This window comes from Empedobacter sp. R750 (genome assembly GCF_030324345.1).
Lineage (GTDB): Bacteria > Bacteroidota > Bacteroidia > Flavobacteriales > Weeksellaceae > Empedobacter > Empedobacter falsenii_C.
In genome coordinates this window covers 122,752-141,051 of record NZ_JACAGF010000007.1, presented here as the reverse complement: position 1 = coordinate 141,051, position 18,300 = coordinate 122,752, and the positions used below count along the sequence as shown (strand labels likewise).

The following is an 18,300-nucleotide window of genomic DNA, read 5'->3' as shown; positions in this document are numbered from 1 at the left end:
AAAAATACTATGAAAACAATCTTAATCACTGGAGGAGCTGGGTTTATCGGTTCTCATGTTGTAAGAGAATTTGTTTTGAATTATCCTGAAACAAAAATCATCAACCTTGATGCGTTGACGTATGCGGGTAATTTAGAGAATTTGAAAGATATCGAAAGTAAATCAAATTACGAATTTGTAAAAGCTGATATTACGGACGCAAAACATATTTTAGAAGTTTTTGAAAAACATCAACCAGATGGAGTTATTCATTTAGCTGCAGAATCTCACGTGGATCGTTCGATTACAAATCCGTTAGAATTTGTGATGACAAACGTGATTGGAACAGTTAATTTATTGAATGCTGCAAAAACAATTTGGAATAATAATTTCGAAGGAAAACGTTTTCATCATGTTTCGACTGATGAGGTTTTTGGTGCTTTGGGAGATGAAGGGTTTTTTACTGAAGAAACTTCTTACGATCCACATTCGCCGTATTCGGCTTCAAAAGCGTCTTCAGATCATTTTGTAAGAGCGTATCACGATACGTACGGTTTACCAATTGTGATGACAAACTGTTCGAACAATTACGGACCAAATCATTTTCCAGAAAAATTGATTCCGTTATGTATTCATAATATTCTTAATAATAATCCATTACCGATTTACGGAGATGGTAAATATACGCGCGATTGGTTGTTTGTGATTGATCATGCGAAAGCGATTGATTTGGTTTTCCACGAAGGTAAAAATGGAGGATCTTACAATGTAGGAGGTTTCAATGAATGGCAAAATATCGACTTGGTGAAAGAATTGTGTAAGCAAATGGATGAAAAATTAGGGAAAGAAGCAGGAACTTCAGAACAATTAATCACGTTTGTGAAAGATCGTCCAGGACACGATTTACGTTACGCAATTGATGCAACAAAAATCAATAAAGAATTAGGCTGGAAACCAAGTGTGACTTTTGAACAAGGTTTGAGTCTAACAATTGATTGGTTTTTAGAAAACAAAGAATGGTTGGACAATGTAACGTCTGGCGATTACCAAAATTATTACGAAAAACAATATAATTAAAAACTTTTATGTGAGGTTTAACCTCACATAAAAGTTTTATTCAACCTAAATTTATTTATTTTATGAGTTCAAACTCAGAAACAAATCAAAGTTGGTCAAATGTAATTACTTCAAAAAATAGTTTATTTTCTTTAAACTTAAGTGAGGTTTGGCGTTACCGCGATTTGGTCTATATGTTGGTGAAGCGTGATTTTATCACATCTTTTAAGCAAACAATCTTAGGACCAATTTGGTTCTTTATCAATCCAATTTTTACAACAGTAATGTATGTCATTATTTTTGGAAATGTAGCAGGTCTATCTACTGATGGAACTCCAAAAATGGCTTTTTATTTAGCTGGTGTTACTTTATGGAATTATTTTTCGTCTTGTCTTACAGGGACAGCTTCGGTATTTAGAGGAAATGCTTCTATTTTCGGCAAAGTTTATTTTCCACGTTTGGTAATGCCTCTTGCTGTAGTTACCTCTAATTTAATGCGATTTGGTGTTCAGTTCGCCTTGTTTATATTAGTCGTTTTATACTATTATTTCACAGGAGCATCAATTGAACCTAATATTTGGTTATTAGCAACGCCATTTTTAATTATATTAATGGCTGCATTTGCATTAGGAACTGGAATGATCCTATCTTCATTGACAACTAAATACCAAGATGTAAACATGTTGTTAGGTTTTGGTGTTTCGTTAGCAATGTACGCTACACCAGTCATTATGCCTTTGTCATCTTTTCCTGATAAATATAGATGGTTAGTAGAATTAAATCCTTTAACGGGAATATTTGAATGTTTCAAATATGGATTTTTGGGTAAAGGAGATTTTACAATTGGTTTATTAGGTTATTCAACTTTGGTAATTTTTGTTCTTTTAGTAATAGGTACATTAATTTTCAATAAAGTTGAAAAATCATTTATGGATACTGTTTAATTTTTAAGAATTTAATTATGTCAAAAAATATAGTTTTAGATGTTGAAAATGTTTCGAAACAGTATCGTTTAGGAGAAGTTGGAACAGGGACATTGCAACATGATATTAAACGTTGGTGGGCGAATGTAACAGGAAAAGAAGATCCTTATCTTAAGATTGGAGAAACTAATGATCGTACGCAAAAAGGAGATTCAGACTACGTTTGGGCGTTAAAAGATATCAATTTTCAGGTTGAACAAGGACAAGCTGTCGGGATTATTGGACGAAATGGAGCAGGTAAATCAACTTTATTGAAATTACTTTCTCGTGTTACCAAACCAACTACAGGTTCTATCAAATATAAAGGACGTATAGCATCTTTATTAGAAGTAGGAACAGGTTTTCATCCAGAAATGACAGGACGAGAAAATATCTATTTGAATGGAGCAATTCTTGGAATGACACGTAAAGAAATTACACGCAAGTTTGATGAAATTGTTGATTTTGCAGGAGTAGAACGTTATATTGATACACCAGTTAAGCGTTATTCTTCAGGTATGTATGTACGTTTGGCTTTTGCTGTTGCAGCACATTTGGAGTCTGAAATTTTGATTGTAGATGAAGTTCTTGCCGTTGGCGATGCCGAATTCCAAAAGAAATGTCTTGGGAAAATGGGTGATGTAACAAAAGGAGAAGGTCGTACTATTTTGTTTGTAAGTCATAATATGACAGCAGTGAAATCTCTATGTAATCATGGAATTGTAATGTCTAATGGAACGATAGTTTATGATGGCTCTATTGAGAAAGCAATGAGTGAATATAATGGTGAAAAGCAAAGTTTTGGAAATTCAGTTATATTAGGAGTTAATCAGGATTTTAAAAATAATTTATTTGAATTGAATAAAGTATCCTTAGTTGATGATAAATTTCAAGAACACCAAGATGATTTTGTTGAAAATGAAAAGTTTAGTTTGTTGACAGATATAAAAATAAAGGACAAATTAAATAAGTACCACCTTTCTTATGTTGTTAAGAACTTTAATAATGAGATATTATTTACATTGAGTAATGCTTTTGATACTAAATTAGAATTTGGGGAGAATAGATTGATTTGTGATATTCCATCAAATTTTTTCAATGTTGGTGAATATATTTTATCTCTTTACGTTATTAAAAACATACAAGAATCTGTATTATACGAAGAAGATATTTTAACTTTTAGAATTAAAGAAAGGGATAAAGAATTAGGACAATGGATGGGAATTGAACCAGGATTCATTAAAACTAATTTTAAATGGGAACAATTATAAAAAAGTTTGTTAACTACATTAAGGACGATAATAATATATCTATTTCATGGGTGAGAATATTATATAATTTAATATATAGTAAGCAATCAGTCATTAGAAGTTTAGTCGATGTAGGTTCTTGTAAAAATGATATAATAGAGAAATTTTATTCCGATACTGTCTACACAAGTCATTTGCCTAAAGTAACATTAGAAGATGATAGAAAAATAAAAATGAATGTACCATCAGTATCATTATTTTATTTTAAAGATGCTGTTGTTAATATAGACTCTACTTCAATATTGTACAAGGATAAAATAGTAGTGACAAGAACTGATGAAGAGAGGTTTAATGAAGGTTTTTTGAGTTGTCATAATCAATATTATGGAAAGGTTTTTTATGAAAAAATAACGGATCTCGAAGAAGGCTTTTTTTTAGGAGGAAATGGGTCATGGAATTGGTTCCACTTTATCATAGAAATCTTGCCAAAATTAATGTTGCTTCAACCTAATACAACAAAAACGCTTCTGGTTAGTGAAATCGTATTAAAAATACCGAGCATGACGAAAGCGCTTGATTACATTAAAAATGAAAATTATAATATACTATATTTAAAGAGAAATCAATCTTATCATGTAAAAAAGCTTTACTATGTTAATGACTTTAACCATATTCAGTTTAATCGATTTGATCATCTAATTAAGGGAGAGGGAACATATTACAAAAAAGAGCTTACGTGTAGATATAGCGATGTATTAATTAACCAAATACCAAGCATAAATCATTCACCGTCCTACCTATTTTTATACAGGAAGAATACGCATCGTATTGCAAATAACCAAGAAGAAATACTTGAGTTTTTGAAGCCATATGGATTTACGCCTATATGTATGGAAGAGCTTTCTTTTGAAGAGCAAGTAAACTATTTTAAAAATGCCAAATTTATTATAGGTATATCAGGAGCTGCATGGACCAATCTGCTATTTTGTAGAAATTCGCCGAAGGCTATTTGTTTTTTAACTTCAAATGCTGCCGAGGCTTCTGCATTCTCTAATTTAGCTAGTTTGTTCAATGTTAATTTATTACATCTATTATATGAAAATGACGAAAATCATTACTCTAGTAATTTTGAAATAAATTTGTCTCAGTTTAAGTCACTATTTAAATCACTATTAAATGAAAAATAATCAACCCAAAATAATAACTTTTGATAAAATTGGTTCTTCCGAATTAGGTTATATTACCATTGCCGAAGAACAAAAAAATATACCATTTGATATCAAGCGTGTTTATTGGACCTATTATACGCCACAAGATGTGGTTCGTGGAGGTCATGCACATAAAGCTTTAGAACAAGTAATTTTTGCTGTGTCAGGAACGATTACATTTAATACAGAAGATCAAGATGGAAATAAAGAAACTTTTGTTTTAGATCATCCAAGTAAAGGTTTATATCTGCCGAAACTTATTTGGAGAGATATTCATTTTACACATAATGCAGTACTTTTATGTTTAGCTTCTGAACATTATACCGAAGATGATTATTTTAGAAATTTTGAAGAATTTAAAAATTATATTAATGAAATTTAATAACAGAAATGTATTCGTAAGCCCAAAGGCAAAAATAGGAAATAATGTAAAAATCGGTGATAATTCTATTATTTATGATAATGTAATAATTGGAGATAATTCTATTATATCTAATGACTGCATTATAGGAGAGCCATTAAATGATTATTATTTTAAAGATGATTATCAGAATCCAGAAACTATTATAGGAGAAGGAGCTTTGATAAGAAGTCATACAATAATTTATTCTGGATCTAATTTTGGATCTAATTTTTCAACAGGACATAGAGTTACAATTAGAGAAAAATCTAAATTTGGAAATAATTGTAGATTAGGAACCGTCACAGATATTCAAGGGTATGTCGAATTTGGAGATAATTGTTGGTTACACAGTAATGTACATATTGGCCAAAAGTCTAAAATAGGAAATTTCGTTTTTATCTATCCATATGTTGTTTTAACTAATGATCCTACTCCTCCGTCTGATATTTGTATTGGTCCAACAATTGAAGATTTTTCTCAAATTGCTGTAGGTTCAGTTTTATTACCTGGAACAGAAATAGGTAAGCACAGTTTGGTAGGAGCACAATCTTTAGTAGGTGGGAGATATGAAGATTACTCATTGATACTTGGAAATCCAGCAAAAAGAATAAAAGATGTAAGGGAATTAAAATCTAAAGATACAGGAGAATCACATTATCCATGGCCTAATAATTTCAATAGAGGAATGCCATGGGAAAAAGTAGGTTTTGATGTATGGAAATTGAAAAATGGTTATGAAAATGATTAAATTCTTAGACTTACAAAAAATAAACCTATTGTATCAACAAGAGATCGAAGAAAAGTTAATTAAAGTTTTTCGCTCGGGTTGGTATCTTATGGGAGAAGAAGTAAAAAACTTCGAGAACAACTTAGCTAATTATATAGGAGCTAAGCACGCAATTGGTGTAGCGAATGGATTAGATGCCTTACGTCTTATTTTTAGAGCCTATATCGAACTTGGTGTGATGAAAGCTGGAGACGAGGTTATCGTACCAGCCAACACCTATATTGCATCAATATTGGCATTGTCAGATAATGGATTAGTTCCCGTTTTGGTAGAGCCAGATGATACGACTTTCAATCTAGATATTACAAAGATAGAAGATGTAATTACGCCAAAAACGAAAGCAATTTTGATTGTTCATCTACAAGGAAGAATTGTTTTTAGTGAAGAATTAAAATCTATCGCAGCTAAACATAATCTGAAGATTGTCGAAGACAACGCACAAGCAATTGGAGCAACTTGGCAAGGAATAAAATCTGGAAATCTTGGAAATGCAGCAGGGTTTAGTTTTTATCCTGGAAAAAATCTCGGTGCGTTAGGAGATGCGGGTGCAGTTACGACAAATGATGACGAACTTGCAAAAACTATTCGTGCGATTGCTAATTATGGATCTAACCAAAAATATGTAAACATCTACAAAGGATTAAATTCTCGTTTAGATGAATTGCAGGCTGCAGTATTGGATGTGAAACTAAAATACATTGACAACGAAAATGAAGCTCGCAGAGTAATTGCAAAACGCTTTCTTTCGGAAATCAACAATCCAAAAATTATTCTTCCAGAAAATCCGAAAGACGAAAATGAGCACGTTTGGCACGTCTTTGTGTTGCGATGCAAGGATAGAGATGCATTACAAAACTATTTAATAGAAAAAGGTATCCAGACTATTATTCATTACCCAATACCGCCTCACAAACAACAGGCGTATAAGGAAATGAATGATTTATCTTTTCCTATTTCAGAAGAAATGCACAATGAAGTTTTGAGCTTGCCAATCTCATCTGTATTGACAGATGATGAAGTAAACGAGATTATTAATGTAGTGAATCTGTTTTAACAAATGGAATCTCCTTTAGTCACCATTGTTGTTGTTTCTTATTACCAATCGAAATACATTGAAGAGAACTTGAATAGTATCAAAGCTCAAACTTACCCTAATATAGAATTGATTGTCGCGGACGATGCCTCACCAGACAATTCTGTTGAGGTTTTTGAAACTTGGTTAAAAGAAAACAATTATCCCGCAAAAAAGAATTATCATACCAAAAACACAGGGCTGGCTACGGTTTTGAATAAATGCATTGAGTTAGCCACAGGAAAATACATTAAGTTAATTGCTGCTGATGATTTTCTACATCCACAAGCCATCGAAAAATCTGTTACAAAGTTAGAAGAATTAGGAGATGAGTATGGAATGGTGTTTACGGATACATTTTCTATAGATGAGGAATCAGATATCATTGTTGATATTGCTGACTATAATCAATTAGGATTAGTTGATCCACTTTTTTTTAGACAAGAATTGATAAAAGGTAACAGGATTGCAGCATTAACAGTTTTGATGAGATTGGATGTTGTAAAACATACAGGAAAATACGATTCTGAATTTATTATTGAGGATTATTACCGATGGTTGAAAATTAATGAAAAATATTTCATTGGATATATTCCCGAAAAGTTAGCTTATTATAGGCAACACGAAAATAATATTTCTAAAACAAAAGCGGAAAGAATTGAATTAGAAGATTTGAAGTTGAAACTAATGTTTGATAGAATAGGAGTTGCAAAACATATCATAAATAATAAAATGTATATTAAATATGTTAATAATTATCAATTTGAATCACAATTAAAAGTATTATATAATAACTATCCATTTAAAATTAAAAGATTAGATATGGCAATAAAATACAATTTACCCATTTATTTTTATAAATTAATATCAAGATTTTTTTAAGATTAGTACTTTTTATTACCACCTTATAATTTGAAAATTTTCAAGCCAATTTTATAGCTATCCATCGTCATCATGTTCTAATGGAATTTGGTAAAGATGCAGTAAGTCTAAATATAAAAATAGGCGAATGTAATAATATCGACCACCTATCTTAATGTATTGTAAAAGTCCTTTTTTACGGTAATCGAAGAGGCTTCTTTTCGAAATTTTCAGTATTTTCATGACTTCTTCATCACATAATATATCATCATCAGTAAAGATGAGTTGATCTATGTTTTTTCGGATTAATTTTTTTGTGGTCTTTTGTAGCGCATACAAATAATGTTGTGAATAAGTAGAATTTTTCATTGTTTTAAGTTTTTTAGATTATTGAATAATTACTCAGACATTTGTTAATGTGTTTAAATTAAAACAGTTAAGTTAATGATAAACTTTGAGTAATCAAAATATATTGTTGTTTTATACAAATCAGCATTGAGCTTTTAATGGCGTCAATGCTGATTTGAAGAAAGCTTTAGGTTGTTAAAGAACCTGCATAAAACGTAGTGGAAACATCGCTGTTATCTTCTGATCTAAAAGAGAACCAAAGGTGTACAGTATTTCCACTTGCCATAGGGGGGATGAATGCAGTGTAAGTTTCGTTATTGCGTGTTGCTACATTTTCTAAGAAGATGGTATTTTGTTGATCTTCTATTCCAATTAGCACTTGTAGCCAATCGTTTTCACGTTCTGTGATAGCTCCTGCGTTGTTTTGCCAATTGATTTCTATCGAATCTGGAGAAGTCAGACTAAACGTAACACCAATAATCCCTAAAAGATTTCCTCTTGCAAAAGAAATAGCAGAATAGTTGATGTTGAAACTTTGATTTGCATGATTAATCACAAAATTTTCGAGTAGATTGGTCATTGCTAAATTGTAACAAGAGGACATTCCTACTCGTTTCCCATAATGATTGCATGCAAATGAACGGTAAGAAGCCATAAAATCTGCGCACTTTTTCATTCGTTGTTGAACCATGTACTGTTTTAGAGAAGGTTTTTTGGTTCTTTTTCGAGGTCTAATTTTAGAAATTTCATTTCCAAAAACATTGGCAACGACGATACGCCCTGTACGTCCAGATGTGCCTGATAATAACGAATCGTTAATTTTTCCCATAATATGTATTTTTATAATTGGTAGGTTAAAATTGGCATTACTTTTTAGTGAAAGCTAATATGCTTCCGAAATTTGCCTGTTTTTGCATTATTTTGCCTATTAAGGTGAATTTGTTAATCTTTGAAAGTCTTTTCTATATAGTTTCTACGTCTATTCTATATCCATTCTATATCCATTCTATATCCACTGAAAGTCTTTTTTATAGTTTTTGAGCATGAATAATTATCTGATAATGAATATTGATTATATTTGTAATTAATAAATTACCTAAATGAACCAACCACTTATATCCGTTATTGTTCCATGCTACAATCAAGCACAATATATGGACGAATGTCTGCAATCTGTTTTAGATCAAACCTATCACAATTGGGAATGTATTATAGTCAATGATGGTTCTCCAGACCACACAGAAGAAGTTGCACTACAATGGACTGAAAAAGATACTCGATTCATTTATCTAAAAAAAGAAAACGGAGGATTATCATCTGCTCGTAACGCAGGTATAGAAGTAGCAAAAGGCGAGTGGATATTACCATTAGACTGCGATGATAAAATAGGAAACCAATATTTAGAATTGGCATCAAACTTTTTTAATCAGGATTATAAAATAATATATTGTGAAGGCGAAAAATTTGGAGATGAAGTAGGAAAGATGGACTTACCTTCTTTTAGCCAAAAAGGTTTAGCATACAACAATCAAATATTTTGTACCGCATTTTTCAAAAAAACTGACTGGGAAACTGTTAATGGCTATGATGTAAATCTAATATATGGATTGGAAGATTGGGACTTTTGGATTTCCATTTTAAAAAACAATGGAACTGTTAAAAAGCTTGATTACATAGGTTTTTATTACAGAATAAAAGCTAACTCAATGTTGATTACCTTGCAAAATGAAAGATTAATTTCTATGCAAAATTTTATCTTCTACAAGCATTATCATTTTTTTATTGATCACCAAGGGGGTTACCATGAAAATTTAAAAAAAATTAAAAACTTAACTGTCGAATCTAAACAATTACGAAAATTATATGAAAGTAGAGTATTTAGATTATTAAATAAATTCATCGGCTAATATCTATACTTTATAATTAAAATTAAGTGAAAAACGCTTCAAAAAAAATACTTATCGTGGAACTCGGACTACTAAGTCACGAGTCTTTGCGTATTCTAAAGGCTACAAATTTGGATGCTGAAATTTTGAATTTTGATAATGTCAACGAGAAACTTCCCTTCGAATATAAAAAGCCGATTGACAAAGCGCTAAATATTTTTAATAGAAATATTCTTAGAAGAAAAAACTACCTTTCTACTTTAAAAGCAATGCACGATAAAAGATTTTATGATCACATTTTCACTAATTTTTTTAAAAAAAACACTACTCTATATGATTATGTTCTCTTCATTAGTTTAGGCCCATACAGTGAAGATTTAGTGAAAAAGTTTAGTAAAATCTCTAATGATATGGTAGTTTACTTTTGGGACGCCTTAAAGGTTGAACAGATAATTAATCTAAAAAAAACATCAAAATATTTTAAAAGTATATACTCTTTTAATCCTGCAGATGTCCAAAAATATAGAGAACTTAATATACAGCAAGCAACCAATTTCTTCTTTCCAATAAATAGCAATACAATTCCACAAAAAAATAAAATTAGTTATGTTGGTAATTATTCTGTAGCTAGGGCTCAATTAATTTCATCTTTTATATCATATCTTAGTGAGAATTATCAACTTGATATCAATCTTATTAATAGAAGTAGATTAACAATCCATAATCAACCTAGTAAGCATATTAAGGTTCTATATAAAGCACTTTCTTATGATGAGAATTTACTAAAGCTTAGTGACTCTTTTTTAACTTTAGATATAAAGCCAGAATGGCATAATGGCTTAAGTTTTAGATTTTTTGAATCTCTATATTTCAAAAACAAGATCATAACTAATAATGTTGATGTAAAGAATTACGATTTTTATCATCCTGACAACATTTTTATAACAGACTATTCTAATTTTAAAGGCTTGGATGAGTTTCTTAATAAGCCTTATCACGAAATTGATGAAAATATAGTGTTAAAATACAGGTTTGACAATTGGTTAAAAAAAATTCTAAATATAAACTAATGCTACTAAAAGGATTAAATACATTGCGAGCTATTGCTGCCTTAATCGTAGTTTGGAGTCACATAGAATTTATAAAAGGATTATATAATTTACCTCAAATAAATTTTAGGATTTTTCCAAACGCACATTTTTCTGTAACCTTATTTTTTGTATTAAGTGGATTTTTGATTACATATCTTCTACTAAAAGAAAAAGAAAAATATGGAACAATCTCATTCAAAAAATTTTATATAAGAAGGATTTTGCGGATCTGGCCGCTGTATTATCTCATTATTTTTTTATCCCTTATATTATTTAATACGGAGATACCTCGACGTACTTTATTATTATGTCTTTCTATATTTCCGAATATTCCTCCTGCTCTCAAATCTAGTTGGCCAAACAGTCCGCAAATATGGTCAATTGGTGTTGAGGAACAGTTTTATTTATTCTGGCCAATTATCGTATACTTTGTACCTAAAAAATACTTTGTAAAACTAGTATTAGCATTTATAATTATTTATACAGCTCTTCCATTTATTATTAATTACATTAATCTAAATACTATTAACAACGCAAATCTCTTCTCCTTTACCCAGAAGTTTTTCTATCATACAAAATTTAATTGTATGGCTTACGGAGGCTTGCTAGGTTATTTACTTTCTGAAAACAAAAAAAAAATTAAAAATATTTAATAACACGATGTTTTCATTTACCGCAGCATTTTTAGCTTTTTTCATTTGGTTTGCAAAGATAGAATTCTACATTTTTACAGAGGAGGCATACGCTTTCTTTTTTGGAGTTATGATACTAGCCGTTGTTATAAATAGAAAGATTAATATAGATAATTCCGTTACTAATTTTTTAGGAAAGATTTCTTATGGTATATATATGTATCATTGGATGATTATTCTTCTTTTGATAAAATTCTTGGACCAATTAAAAAATACTACGTATTACAATTTTTTACTATATTTTTTATCATTTGGAATTACAATACTTATCTCGTGGATCTCCTTTAATACATTTGAAAAATATTTTCTCAACTTAAAAAAAAAATTTGAAGTTTAGCTAATGCCATCCGCCCTTTTCATATACAAAAACACCAATCTAGCGAAACAGTTTGTAAAACACTTCAGACTGAATGGCTATTCTTTGTATGAATTTTATGATGAGTCTATTCCTTATTATGAGTTTTCGGGACTGCAACGTTTGGAGAACATCTATTATAGAGTTGTTAAAAAAGACATACAACATATCCACAATATTAATCATCGTAATTTTATTAATCTTACGAATAGAAAACTAAAGCAATTACAAAAACAGAACTTAAAATTTGACTATTGTTTTGTTATTCGTGGTGATTTAATTCCAGAAAATGTGTTAGAATACGCACGTTCGGTTTCTATTAAAATGATCGATTATCAACTGGATGGATTAGCAGTTTCAGAAAAAATATTGGACTACAATAGTTTATTCAACCAAATATATGTTTTTGATGAACAGGATGTAGTAGATTATCCTAATTATAATTTAAAAGCAATAACCAATTGTTTTTTTGAAGAAGAAAATTCTACAGAAAAATCAATTGATTTTTCATACATAGGTGTTAATACAGAAAATCGTTTTGATATTTTATCGGATTTTCATGATGTTTTAAAGAGAATTAATCAAGATTCTAAAATCAATTTTTATTTAAAACAAGACGAATTTCATGCCAAATTTTCAGATAAATTAATCATGTTAAACAAGCCTTTTACTTACCAAGAATGTTTGGAAATCAGTAACGAATCTAAGATTTTAATTGATTTAAAGCGAGAAGAGCATGATGGTTTGTCTCTTCGTTTTTTTGAAGCTATGAATTATAATAATAAGATTATAACTAATAATAAATCAGTTGCGAAATATGACTTTTACAATCCTAATAATATCTTTATTACAGATTTCAAAAATTTAGAAGGGTTAGAAAGTTTTATTCAGAAACCTTTTATTAAAATTAGTGATGAGATAATTAATCAATACAACTTTAAGTATTGGATAAATCGTATATTTAGTACATGATTCCTAAAAAAATACATTATTGTTGGTTTGGTAACAATCCAAAACCAACAATTGTAGAATATTGCATTTCTAGCTGGAAAAAATACCTTCCTGAATACGAAATTATTGAGTGGAATGAAGATAACTTTGATGTCACACAAAATGATTTTGTAAAAACAGCCTATCAAAACAAAAAATGGGCTTTTGTATCCGATTTTGTAAGAGCAAAAGCACTATATGAACATGGCGGTTTTTATCTAGATACCGACATGGAAGTTAAAAATAAGCTGAATGATTTTTTACATCATCGTGCTGTTTGTGGTTTCGAAATCAAAGGTATTCCATATTCTGCTTTTTGGGGAATAGAAAAAGGGCATGTTTTGGCAACAAAAATTATGGATTATTATCTAAATAATGATTATAAAGAAGAACCTAATACTGCAATTTTTTCCAAATTATTGGTAGAAGAATTTGGTGCTGATGCGAATTATGATAATTATCAAGAACTAAAAGAAGGAATTGCATTATATCCTTCTACTTATTTTTCGTTGGATTTACCGATTAATTATGTAACTCATCATTTTTCAGGTTCTTGGCATGATAGCTGGACAGAAGAGAGAAATACATATAAGGAAATGGTAAATATGTATGGTAGTCTTAATACAATTATTAATGAAAAACATGCGAAAGAACGCATCAAAAATGTTGTCTATAATCATAAAATTTTAGAAATAGATACTGTGCTTGATAAATTCCCTACTCGTTATATTTTTAATTATTTACTTCGTAAAATTTTCAAAAAGAGATGATAAAGAATATCAAAGACGCCATCGCTGTATTGTTAGGCAAAGCAAATGCTTCGGTTATAAAATCTAAACCAGAAATTAAATTCAGAAATGAAGAATTTTCTGTAGAGGAAATGGAATGGCTTAACACTATATCTATCGAGTTTTTGTTCGCAGAATTTGGAGAGAATAGAACGAATGGCGGAGGTTCTAGTTTTGATGATGAGAATAGATTAAATCCTTCTCTTATAACTTTAAAAGAATATTTTCCAAATGCTAAATATACAGTCTACAGTGATTTTGATCTTCAAATTGATGGTGTAGAATTAATCAAAGTAACTTCTCCAGTTATTGATCCAGATCATCCTAGATATGGTTATCGTACGGCGGATTATTATAAATTTATGGCTTTGGTCAATTCCAAAGCTGACTTCAAATGTATACTGGATAGTGATATGCAAATCGTGTCTTCGGATATAATAGCTTTAATTTATTTGACGCAAAAATTCGGTTTTTGTGTACCATATAACGACAGACAATTATTACGTGTTGATATGCAGATTTCTAAAGATGTACAAGAAATTACTGACATTTCTCGAGGATTAGGTCATTCGTACAACCAAAGTCCTATGACATTATGGAAAAGTAATGAAAGAGGGCATTTATTTTATAAAACTTGTGCTGAGATTATGAAAATAGATCCTTCTCGTGCTTCGTTAGTCATGTGGAAAGCAGCATGGCAAACAGGAGTTTATCCATATATTTTACCAAAACAATGGTGTGTATGTGATTCTGACGAAGGCATCGGTGATGAAGTGATATTACATGTAGGGCATAAAAGTGTAAAAGAGTATTACAATGATAATAGGTAGAGGTTTAATCGCAAATTTATTTACAGAAGTAGATTTGGATGAGGTTGTTTTCTTTGCTTCAGGCGTTTCTAATTCTTCTGAAACTAGAAAGGGTGAATTTTTACGTGAACAAAATTTAGTTGAGGATACATTAGCAAATAATCCTGAAAAGTTGTTTGTTTATTTTAGTACATGCTCTATATACGACTCTTCAAAATACAATTCTTTGTACGTTTTACATAAATTGCATATCGAAGAAGTAATCAAACAAAATACAGCCAATTATCTCATTCTTAGAATTAGTAATGTGGTTGGAATAGGAGGAAACCCTAATTTGTTGATGAATTATCTTTATCGCCAAATTATGACCAATCAACAATTGAATGTACACAAGTATGCGACACGTAATCTAATTGATGTAGAGGATGTTAAGGATATTACGCTTCAATACATTCAGTCTAACCGTTGGAATAGAATTGTGAATGTAGCTTATGGCGAAAATTACTTTATACCAGAAATTGTAGAAGCTTTCGAGGAAATACTACAAAAACCTGCAATGAAGTTAATGGAAAATAAAGGGGAACATTATTCGATTGATATTCATGAATTGCAGTATCAATTTTCTATTCAAGATAAAGAAGCGTATCTGAATAATTTAATCAAAAAATATTATGCCAGAAATTAAATTAGCAATAGTTATCCCGTATTATAAATTAACTTATTTTGAAGAGACATTGATTTCTTTGCAAAATCAATCAAATCAAAATTTTAATCTGTATATAGGAGACGATTCAAGTCCTGAAAATCCTGCTGAATTGATTGATAAATACTCAAGTATCATTACAAAATATAAAAGATATGATACAAACATTGGAGGAAAATACCTGACTAAGCAGTGGGAAAGGTGTATTGATGACCTTACTGAAAATGAGGAATGGATTATGTTGCTTTGTGATGATGATTATTTAGATTTAATTGTAGTTGAAGAATTCTATAAGCTTATTAATGAAGGAAAAGTGACGGAGAATGTTATAAAATATGCAACTAGAATTGTAAATGAAGAAGGGACAGAGATAGTTAGTGAACATGTTAATAATAATTATGAGAATTCTATCAATTTTCTCATTCAAAAAATATTAAATTATAAAAGAAGTACTTTAAGCGAGCATATTTTCAAAAATGATATATATAAATTGAATAGATTTAAAGAGTTTGAATTAGCTTTTGGATCTGATGATGTAGCATGGGTTGATTTTACAAACGGAAATAACTTTATATGTATAAATAATTCTTTTATAAATTATAGAAAATCAGTTTTATCAATTAGTAATAATCAAGATAACATTCTTAAGAAAAGGAAAATGGAAGGAATTATAAGTGCATACACTTACATTCTAAAAACATATCACATTAAAATGAACTTATATCAAAAGAAGGTCTTGTCTAAAAAAGTTTATCAAAATAATAGAGCACTTTACAGAAAATTAAGTCCAAGTCAATTAAAATTATTTTTATTGCTTATTAGAATAATTGGGATTAAAGAAACTATAAATGTAATTAGAACAAATAAGTATTATTATGAAAAACCAGACTAAAACTATAGCTATACTAACATACGGTACACACAAACCTCTTGGAACCTTTTCTAAAGGATACATTGAAGATTTACCATACAATAAATTAACTTTATTTGGAGGCTTAATACCTTTTTTAAAATTAGGTACTCCATTGTGGAAGCAAAAAATAATACGTTATATCATTACATTATTAGCTTTAAATAACCCTGAAAAAATAGAATCATTAAAAGCTAAGCGATTAGAAAAATTATTATTAAAGTATAATGTTGATTGTTGTTTAGCAGAATTTTTAAATACAGGTGCTTCTGTAAAAGCTATTGCCGAAAAATGTAATATTCCATTAATATCTAATGTGTTAGGGTACGAAATTAATGATTCTAGATATTATGAAAAGTTTAAACAAAAATACATAGAGTTATCAGATTATCAGAGTTTTACAATTCCTGTGGCTAGAGATATGGTACCTAAGTTGATAGAGTTAGGTTTTAAAAAAGATACTATTATTTATTCTCCAATTGGACCATCTGAAGATTTTCTTAAATTGAATCCTAATTATAACAGTTCACAATTTATTTTTATAGGTAGAATGACAGAAACAAAGTCTCCTATTAATCTAATTAAAGCATTTGAAATGGTTGTTAAAGTTTTTCCACAAGCTAAATTAGTTATGGCCGGAGATGGTGAGTTAATGACCAAAGTTAAAGATTTAATAATAGAATTAAATTTACAAAAAAATGTAATTCTACCAGGATGGATTACTAAGGAACAACAAAAAAAATATTATGAGGAATCTTTCTGTTATGTACAACATTCAGTTATGAGTTCTACAGGGGATAAGGAAGGAACGCCTGTGTCTATATTGGAGGCGTCTGCTGCAGGTTTGCCAATTATATCTACATTACATGCAGGTATACCAGATGTAATTTTAAATAGAGAATCTGGCTTATTAGTAGAAGAGCATGACATTGCAACAATGAGTAAATTTATGTTAGAGCTATATGGAAATAGAGAGCTTTCTAAGAAATTAGGAATAAAGGGAAAAGAAATTGTTTCTCAAAATTTTTCTTTAAAAAAACATTTAGAAATTGTAGAATCTTTAATAAATAAAACTACCAATAATCACCCTTCATAACGTTTTTTGAAAATTCTAAAACCAATTGGAGAAGGAAGATTTAATAAAAAATTTTCCTTTTTTTGTTTTTTGGTAAATTCACTAGAAAGATAATCAACTAAACTGAAAGATGGTGCTTTCTGCATTCGTTGATAATTGGTTATAAAATACTCTTTATCTTTCAGTACTTTCCATTGCATTTGTAAAATGGTCTTTTTATAATCGACAATCCAACCTCGTATTAATTTTTTTCGTTTCTCACTTTCTGTTTGATGATAGGATTTTGAAATCCACTCTAAAATAGTTTGATGATTTTCAGAGTTCTTTTTTGTACGATTAAATACGACAGAATTCGCATGTAAATAATAATTATATGTAATATCTTTTATGATAGAAAGCGAATTAATTTTTTCCATAACATGAAACATCCACAATTCGTCTTGCGCATATAATCCTGGAACAAAATAAATTTCATTTTCTTTGATAAAGCTTAATTTAACTAACTTATTCCATGACGAAACAGGAAAAGAACCTCGACAATAAGCTTTGAAAATAGAAAGATTATCTGAATAAACAAGAGTTGAAAAATCTGTAGAAAATCCAAAATCTTTTGTAGAATGGTCAAAAGTATTAATCCAACGATTTTGAGCGATGACCATCTCTGTTTTATTTTCTACAACATTCTTTACTAATTTTTCAATACAATCATTCGTAATATCATCATCACTATCCAAAAAATAAATATATTCTCCATTAGAATGTTCTATGCCAGTATTTCGAACAACAGACAATCCTTGATTGGTTGGTAGATGATGTAATTGAATGTTTAATTCCTTATTCGAAACCATATATTCTTCAATGATTGCAATACTGTTATCAGGCGTACAATCATTAACTAAAATAATTTCTATATTTTGATACGATTGATTTTTTACAGAATCTAAACATCTGATAATATAATCTTCACATTTGAAAATAGGAATATTTATGCTAATTAGAGGGAAATTTGAAATCAAAGTATTAGATTTTGATAAATTTATTTTGGAAAAACAAATTTAATAATATATATTAATTA

21 protein-coding genes are annotated in these 18,300 nt (G+C 29.5%); 18 read left to right on the top strand and 3 right to left on the bottom strand.

Annotated features, from left to right (window positions below):
• The first annotated feature begins 9 nt into the window (after positions 1–9).
• The 8 genes from rfbB (at position 10) to HXZ74_RS09210 (ending at position 7,599) form a co-directional block, all read left to right on the top strand.
• Positions 10–1,056 carry a dTDP-glucose 4,6-dehydratase gene (rfbB, locus tag HXZ74_RS09245; RefSeq protein WP_286474999.1) on the top strand — a complete coding sequence of 349 codons (1,047 nt, stop codon included), beginning with the start codon at positions 10–12 and terminating at the stop codon, positions 1,054–1,056.
• Between the two features lie 62 nt (positions 1,057–1,118).
• A complete protein-coding gene (locus HXZ74_RS09240; protein ID WP_286474996.1) occupies positions 1,119–1,979 on the top strand; it encodes an ABC transporter permease in 861 nt (286 codons plus the stop codon).
• 17 nt (positions 1,980–1,996) lie between these two features.
• Positions 1,997–3,268, top strand: coding sequence for an ABC transporter ATP-binding protein (locus HXZ74_RS09235; RefSeq protein ID WP_286474994.1), 1,272 nt, complete (start codon positions 1,997–1,999; stop codon positions 3,266–3,268).
• The gene (locus HXZ74_RS09230; RefSeq protein ID WP_286474992.1) at positions 3,253–4,434 is read left to right on the top strand and encodes a glycosyltransferase family 61 protein; all 1,182 of its coding nucleotides are present in this window, start codon (positions 3,253–3,255) and stop codon (positions 4,432–4,434) included. The genes HXZ74_RS09235 and HXZ74_RS09230 overlap by 16 nt, the downstream gene beginning before the upstream one ends.
• On the top strand, positions 4,424–4,837 hold the full coding sequence (locus tag HXZ74_RS09225) for a sugar 3,4-ketoisomerase (protein WP_286474990.1): 414 nt from the start codon (positions 4,424–4,426) through the stop codon (positions 4,835–4,837). The genes HXZ74_RS09230 and HXZ74_RS09225 overlap by 11 nt, the downstream gene beginning before the upstream one ends.
• Positions 4,827–5,606, top strand: coding sequence for an N-acetyltransferase (locus HXZ74_RS09220; RefSeq protein WP_286474988.1), 780 nt, complete (start codon positions 4,827–4,829; stop codon positions 5,604–5,606). Before HXZ74_RS09225 ends, HXZ74_RS09220 begins: the two co-directional genes overlap by 11 nt.
• The gene (locus HXZ74_RS09215) at positions 5,599–6,699 is read left to right on the top strand and encodes a DegT/DnrJ/EryC1/StrS family aminotransferase (RefSeq protein WP_286474985.1); all 1,101 of its coding nucleotides are present in this window, start codon (positions 5,599–5,601) and stop codon (positions 6,697–6,699) included. Before HXZ74_RS09220 ends, HXZ74_RS09215 begins: the two co-directional genes overlap by 8 nt.
• Positions 6,700–6,702: 3 nt before the next feature.
• Positions 6,703–7,599: a glycosyltransferase family 2 protein gene (locus HXZ74_RS09210; RefSeq protein WP_286474982.1), complete on the top strand. Its 897-nt coding sequence runs from the start codon at positions 6,703–6,705 to the stop codon at positions 7,597–7,599.
• 57 nt (positions 7,600–7,656) lie between these two features.
• On the opposite strand, the gene HXZ74_RS09205 is transcribed toward HXZ74_RS09210, so the two are convergent.
• Both HXZ74_RS09205 and HXZ74_RS09200 read right to left on the bottom strand, forming a co-directional pair.
• Positions 7,657–7,947: a helix-turn-helix domain-containing protein gene (locus HXZ74_RS09205; protein ID WP_038331103.1), complete on the bottom strand. Its 291-nt coding sequence runs from the start codon at positions 7,945–7,947 to the stop codon at positions 7,657–7,659.
• A 166-nt stretch (positions 7,948–8,113) separates the two neighbouring features.
• The gene (locus tag HXZ74_RS09200; protein WP_286474980.1) at positions 8,114–8,755 is read right to left on the bottom strand and encodes a DUF6266 family protein; all 642 of its coding nucleotides are present in this window, start codon (positions 8,753–8,755) and stop codon (positions 8,114–8,116) included.
• Between the two features lie 271 nt (positions 8,756–9,026).
• Between HXZ74_RS09200 and HXZ74_RS09195 the strand changes: the two genes are divergently transcribed.
• From HXZ74_RS09195 to HXZ74_RS09155, 10 genes are read left to right on the top strand one after another with little or no spacing between them, the layout of a single operon-like run.
• Positions 9,027–9,833: a glycosyltransferase family 2 protein gene (locus HXZ74_RS09195; RefSeq protein ID WP_286474977.1), complete on the top strand. Its 807-nt coding sequence runs from the start codon at positions 9,027–9,029 to the stop codon at positions 9,831–9,833.
• Between the two features lie 26 nt (positions 9,834–9,859).
• A complete protein-coding gene (locus HXZ74_RS09190; protein WP_286474975.1) occupies positions 9,860–10,882 on the top strand; it encodes a WaaS/CpsH family glycosyltransferase in 1,023 nt (340 codons plus the stop codon).
• Positions 10,882–11,556, top strand: coding sequence for an acyltransferase family protein (locus HXZ74_RS17190; RefSeq protein WP_349680736.1), 675 nt, complete (start codon positions 10,882–10,884; stop codon positions 11,554–11,556). Before HXZ74_RS09190 ends, HXZ74_RS17190 begins: the two co-directional genes overlap by 1 nt.
• A 7-nt stretch (positions 11,557–11,563) precedes the next feature.
• Entirely contained in the window at positions 11,564–11,932 is a 369-nt protein-coding gene (locus HXZ74_RS17185) for an acyltransferase family protein (RefSeq protein ID WP_349680737.1), read from the top strand.
• A gap of 3 nt (positions 11,933–11,935) precedes the next feature.
• Complete coding sequence (locus tag HXZ74_RS09180; RefSeq protein WP_286474973.1) at positions 11,936–12,922, top strand: WaaS/CpsH family glycosyltransferase; 987 nt, start codon at positions 11,936–11,938, stop codon at positions 12,920–12,922.
• Entirely contained in the window at positions 12,919–13,710 is a 792-nt protein-coding gene (locus HXZ74_RS09175) for a glycosyltransferase family 32 protein (RefSeq protein ID WP_286474971.1), read from the top strand. Before HXZ74_RS09180 ends, HXZ74_RS09175 begins: the two co-directional genes overlap by 4 nt.
• Positions 13,707–14,558 (top strand): hypothetical protein, encoded by an 852-nt coding sequence (locus tag HXZ74_RS09170; RefSeq protein ID WP_286474968.1) that lies wholly within the window; start codon positions 13,707–13,709, stop codon positions 14,556–14,558. Before HXZ74_RS09175 ends, HXZ74_RS09170 begins: the two co-directional genes overlap by 4 nt.
• Positions 14,545–15,222, top strand: a complete 678-nt coding sequence (locus tag HXZ74_RS09165) for an NAD-dependent epimerase/dehydratase family protein (RefSeq protein ID WP_286474966.1) — start codon at positions 14,545–14,547, stop codon at positions 15,220–15,222. Before HXZ74_RS09170 ends, HXZ74_RS09165 begins: the two co-directional genes overlap by 14 nt.
• Positions 15,209–16,132 carry a glycosyltransferase family 2 protein gene (locus tag HXZ74_RS09160; protein ID WP_286474963.1) on the top strand — a complete coding sequence of 308 codons (924 nt, stop codon included), beginning with the start codon at positions 15,209–15,211 and terminating at the stop codon, positions 16,130–16,132. The genes HXZ74_RS09165 and HXZ74_RS09160 overlap by 14 nt, the downstream gene beginning before the upstream one ends.
• Entirely contained in the window at positions 16,116–17,246 is a 1,131-nt protein-coding gene (locus tag HXZ74_RS09155; RefSeq protein ID WP_286474961.1) for a glycosyltransferase family 4 protein, read from the top strand. The genes HXZ74_RS09160 and HXZ74_RS09155 overlap by 17 nt, the downstream gene beginning before the upstream one ends.
• Here HXZ74_RS09155 and HXZ74_RS09150 read toward each other — a convergent pair.
• Positions 17,234–18,241, bottom strand: coding sequence for a glycosyltransferase family 2 protein (locus HXZ74_RS09150; protein ID WP_286474959.1), 1,008 nt, complete (start codon positions 18,239–18,241; stop codon positions 17,234–17,236). The two genes, HXZ74_RS09155 and HXZ74_RS09150, sit on opposite strands and share 13 nt — an antisense overlap.
• Positions 18,242–18,300 lie beyond the last annotated feature (59 nt).

Excerpts from the sequence above, each read along its gene's own strand:
- HXZ74_RS17190 (WP_349680736.1), top strand. The coding sequence starts at position 10,882 with ATGCTACTAAAAGGATTAAATACATTGCGAGCTATTGCTGCCTTAATC.
- HXZ74_RS09160 (WP_286474963.1), top strand. The coding sequence starts at position 15,209 with ATGCCAGAAATTAAATTAGCAATAGTTATCCCGTATTATAAATTAACT.
- rfbB (WP_286474999.1), top strand. The coding sequence starts at position 10 with ATGAAAACAATCTTAATCACTGGAGGAGCTGGGTTTATCGGTTCTCAT.
- HXZ74_RS09240 (WP_286474996.1), top strand. The coding sequence starts at position 1,119 with ATGAGTTCAAACTCAGAAACAAATCAAAGTTGGTCAAATGTAATTACT.
- HXZ74_RS17185 (WP_349680737.1), top strand. The coding sequence starts at position 11,564 with ATGTTTTCATTTACCGCAGCATTTTTAGCTTTTTTCATTTGGTTTGCA.
- HXZ74_RS09235 (WP_286474994.1), top strand. The coding sequence starts at position 1,997 with ATGTCAAAAAATATAGTTTTAGATGTTGAAAATGTTTCGAAACAGTAT.
- HXZ74_RS09205 (WP_038331103.1), bottom strand. The coding sequence starts at position 7,947 with ATGAAAAATTCTACTTATTCACAACATTATTTGTATGCGCTACAAAAG.
- HXZ74_RS09200 (WP_286474980.1), bottom strand. The coding sequence starts at position 8,755 with ATGGGAAAAATTAACGATTCGTTATTATCAGGCACATCTGGACGTACA.
- HXZ74_RS09180 (WP_286474973.1), top strand. The coding sequence starts at position 11,936 with ATGCCATCCGCCCTTTTCATATACAAAAACACCAATCTAGCGAAACAG.
- HXZ74_RS09210 (WP_286474982.1), top strand. The coding sequence starts at position 6,703 with ATGGAATCTCCTTTAGTCACCATTGTTGTTGTTTCTTATTACCAATCG.
- HXZ74_RS09225 (WP_286474990.1), top strand. The coding sequence starts at position 4,424 with ATGAAAAATAATCAACCCAAAATAATAACTTTTGATAAAATTGGTTCT.
- HXZ74_RS09170 (WP_286474968.1), top strand. The coding sequence starts at position 13,707 with ATGATAAAGAATATCAAAGACGCCATCGCTGTATTGTTAGGCAAAGCA.
- HXZ74_RS09155 (WP_286474961.1), top strand. The coding sequence starts at position 16,116 with ATGAAAAACCAGACTAAAACTATAGCTATACTAACATACGGTACACAC.
- HXZ74_RS09195 (WP_286474977.1), top strand. The coding sequence starts at position 9,027 with ATGAACCAACCACTTATATCCGTTATTGTTCCATGCTACAATCAAGCA.
- HXZ74_RS09220 (WP_286474988.1), top strand. The coding sequence starts at position 4,827 with ATGAAATTTAATAACAGAAATGTATTCGTAAGCCCAAAGGCAAAAATA.
- HXZ74_RS09165 (WP_286474966.1), top strand. The coding sequence starts at position 14,545 with ATGATAATAGGTAGAGGTTTAATCGCAAATTTATTTACAGAAGTAGAT.
- HXZ74_RS09215 (WP_286474985.1), top strand. The coding sequence starts at position 5,599 with ATGATTAAATTCTTAGACTTACAAAAAATAAACCTATTGTATCAACAA.
- HXZ74_RS09175 (WP_286474971.1), top strand. The coding sequence starts at position 12,919 with ATGATTCCTAAAAAAATACATTATTGTTGGTTTGGTAACAATCCAAAA.
- HXZ74_RS09230 (WP_286474992.1), top strand. The coding sequence starts at position 3,253 with ATGGGAACAATTATAAAAAAGTTTGTTAACTACATTAAGGACGATAAT.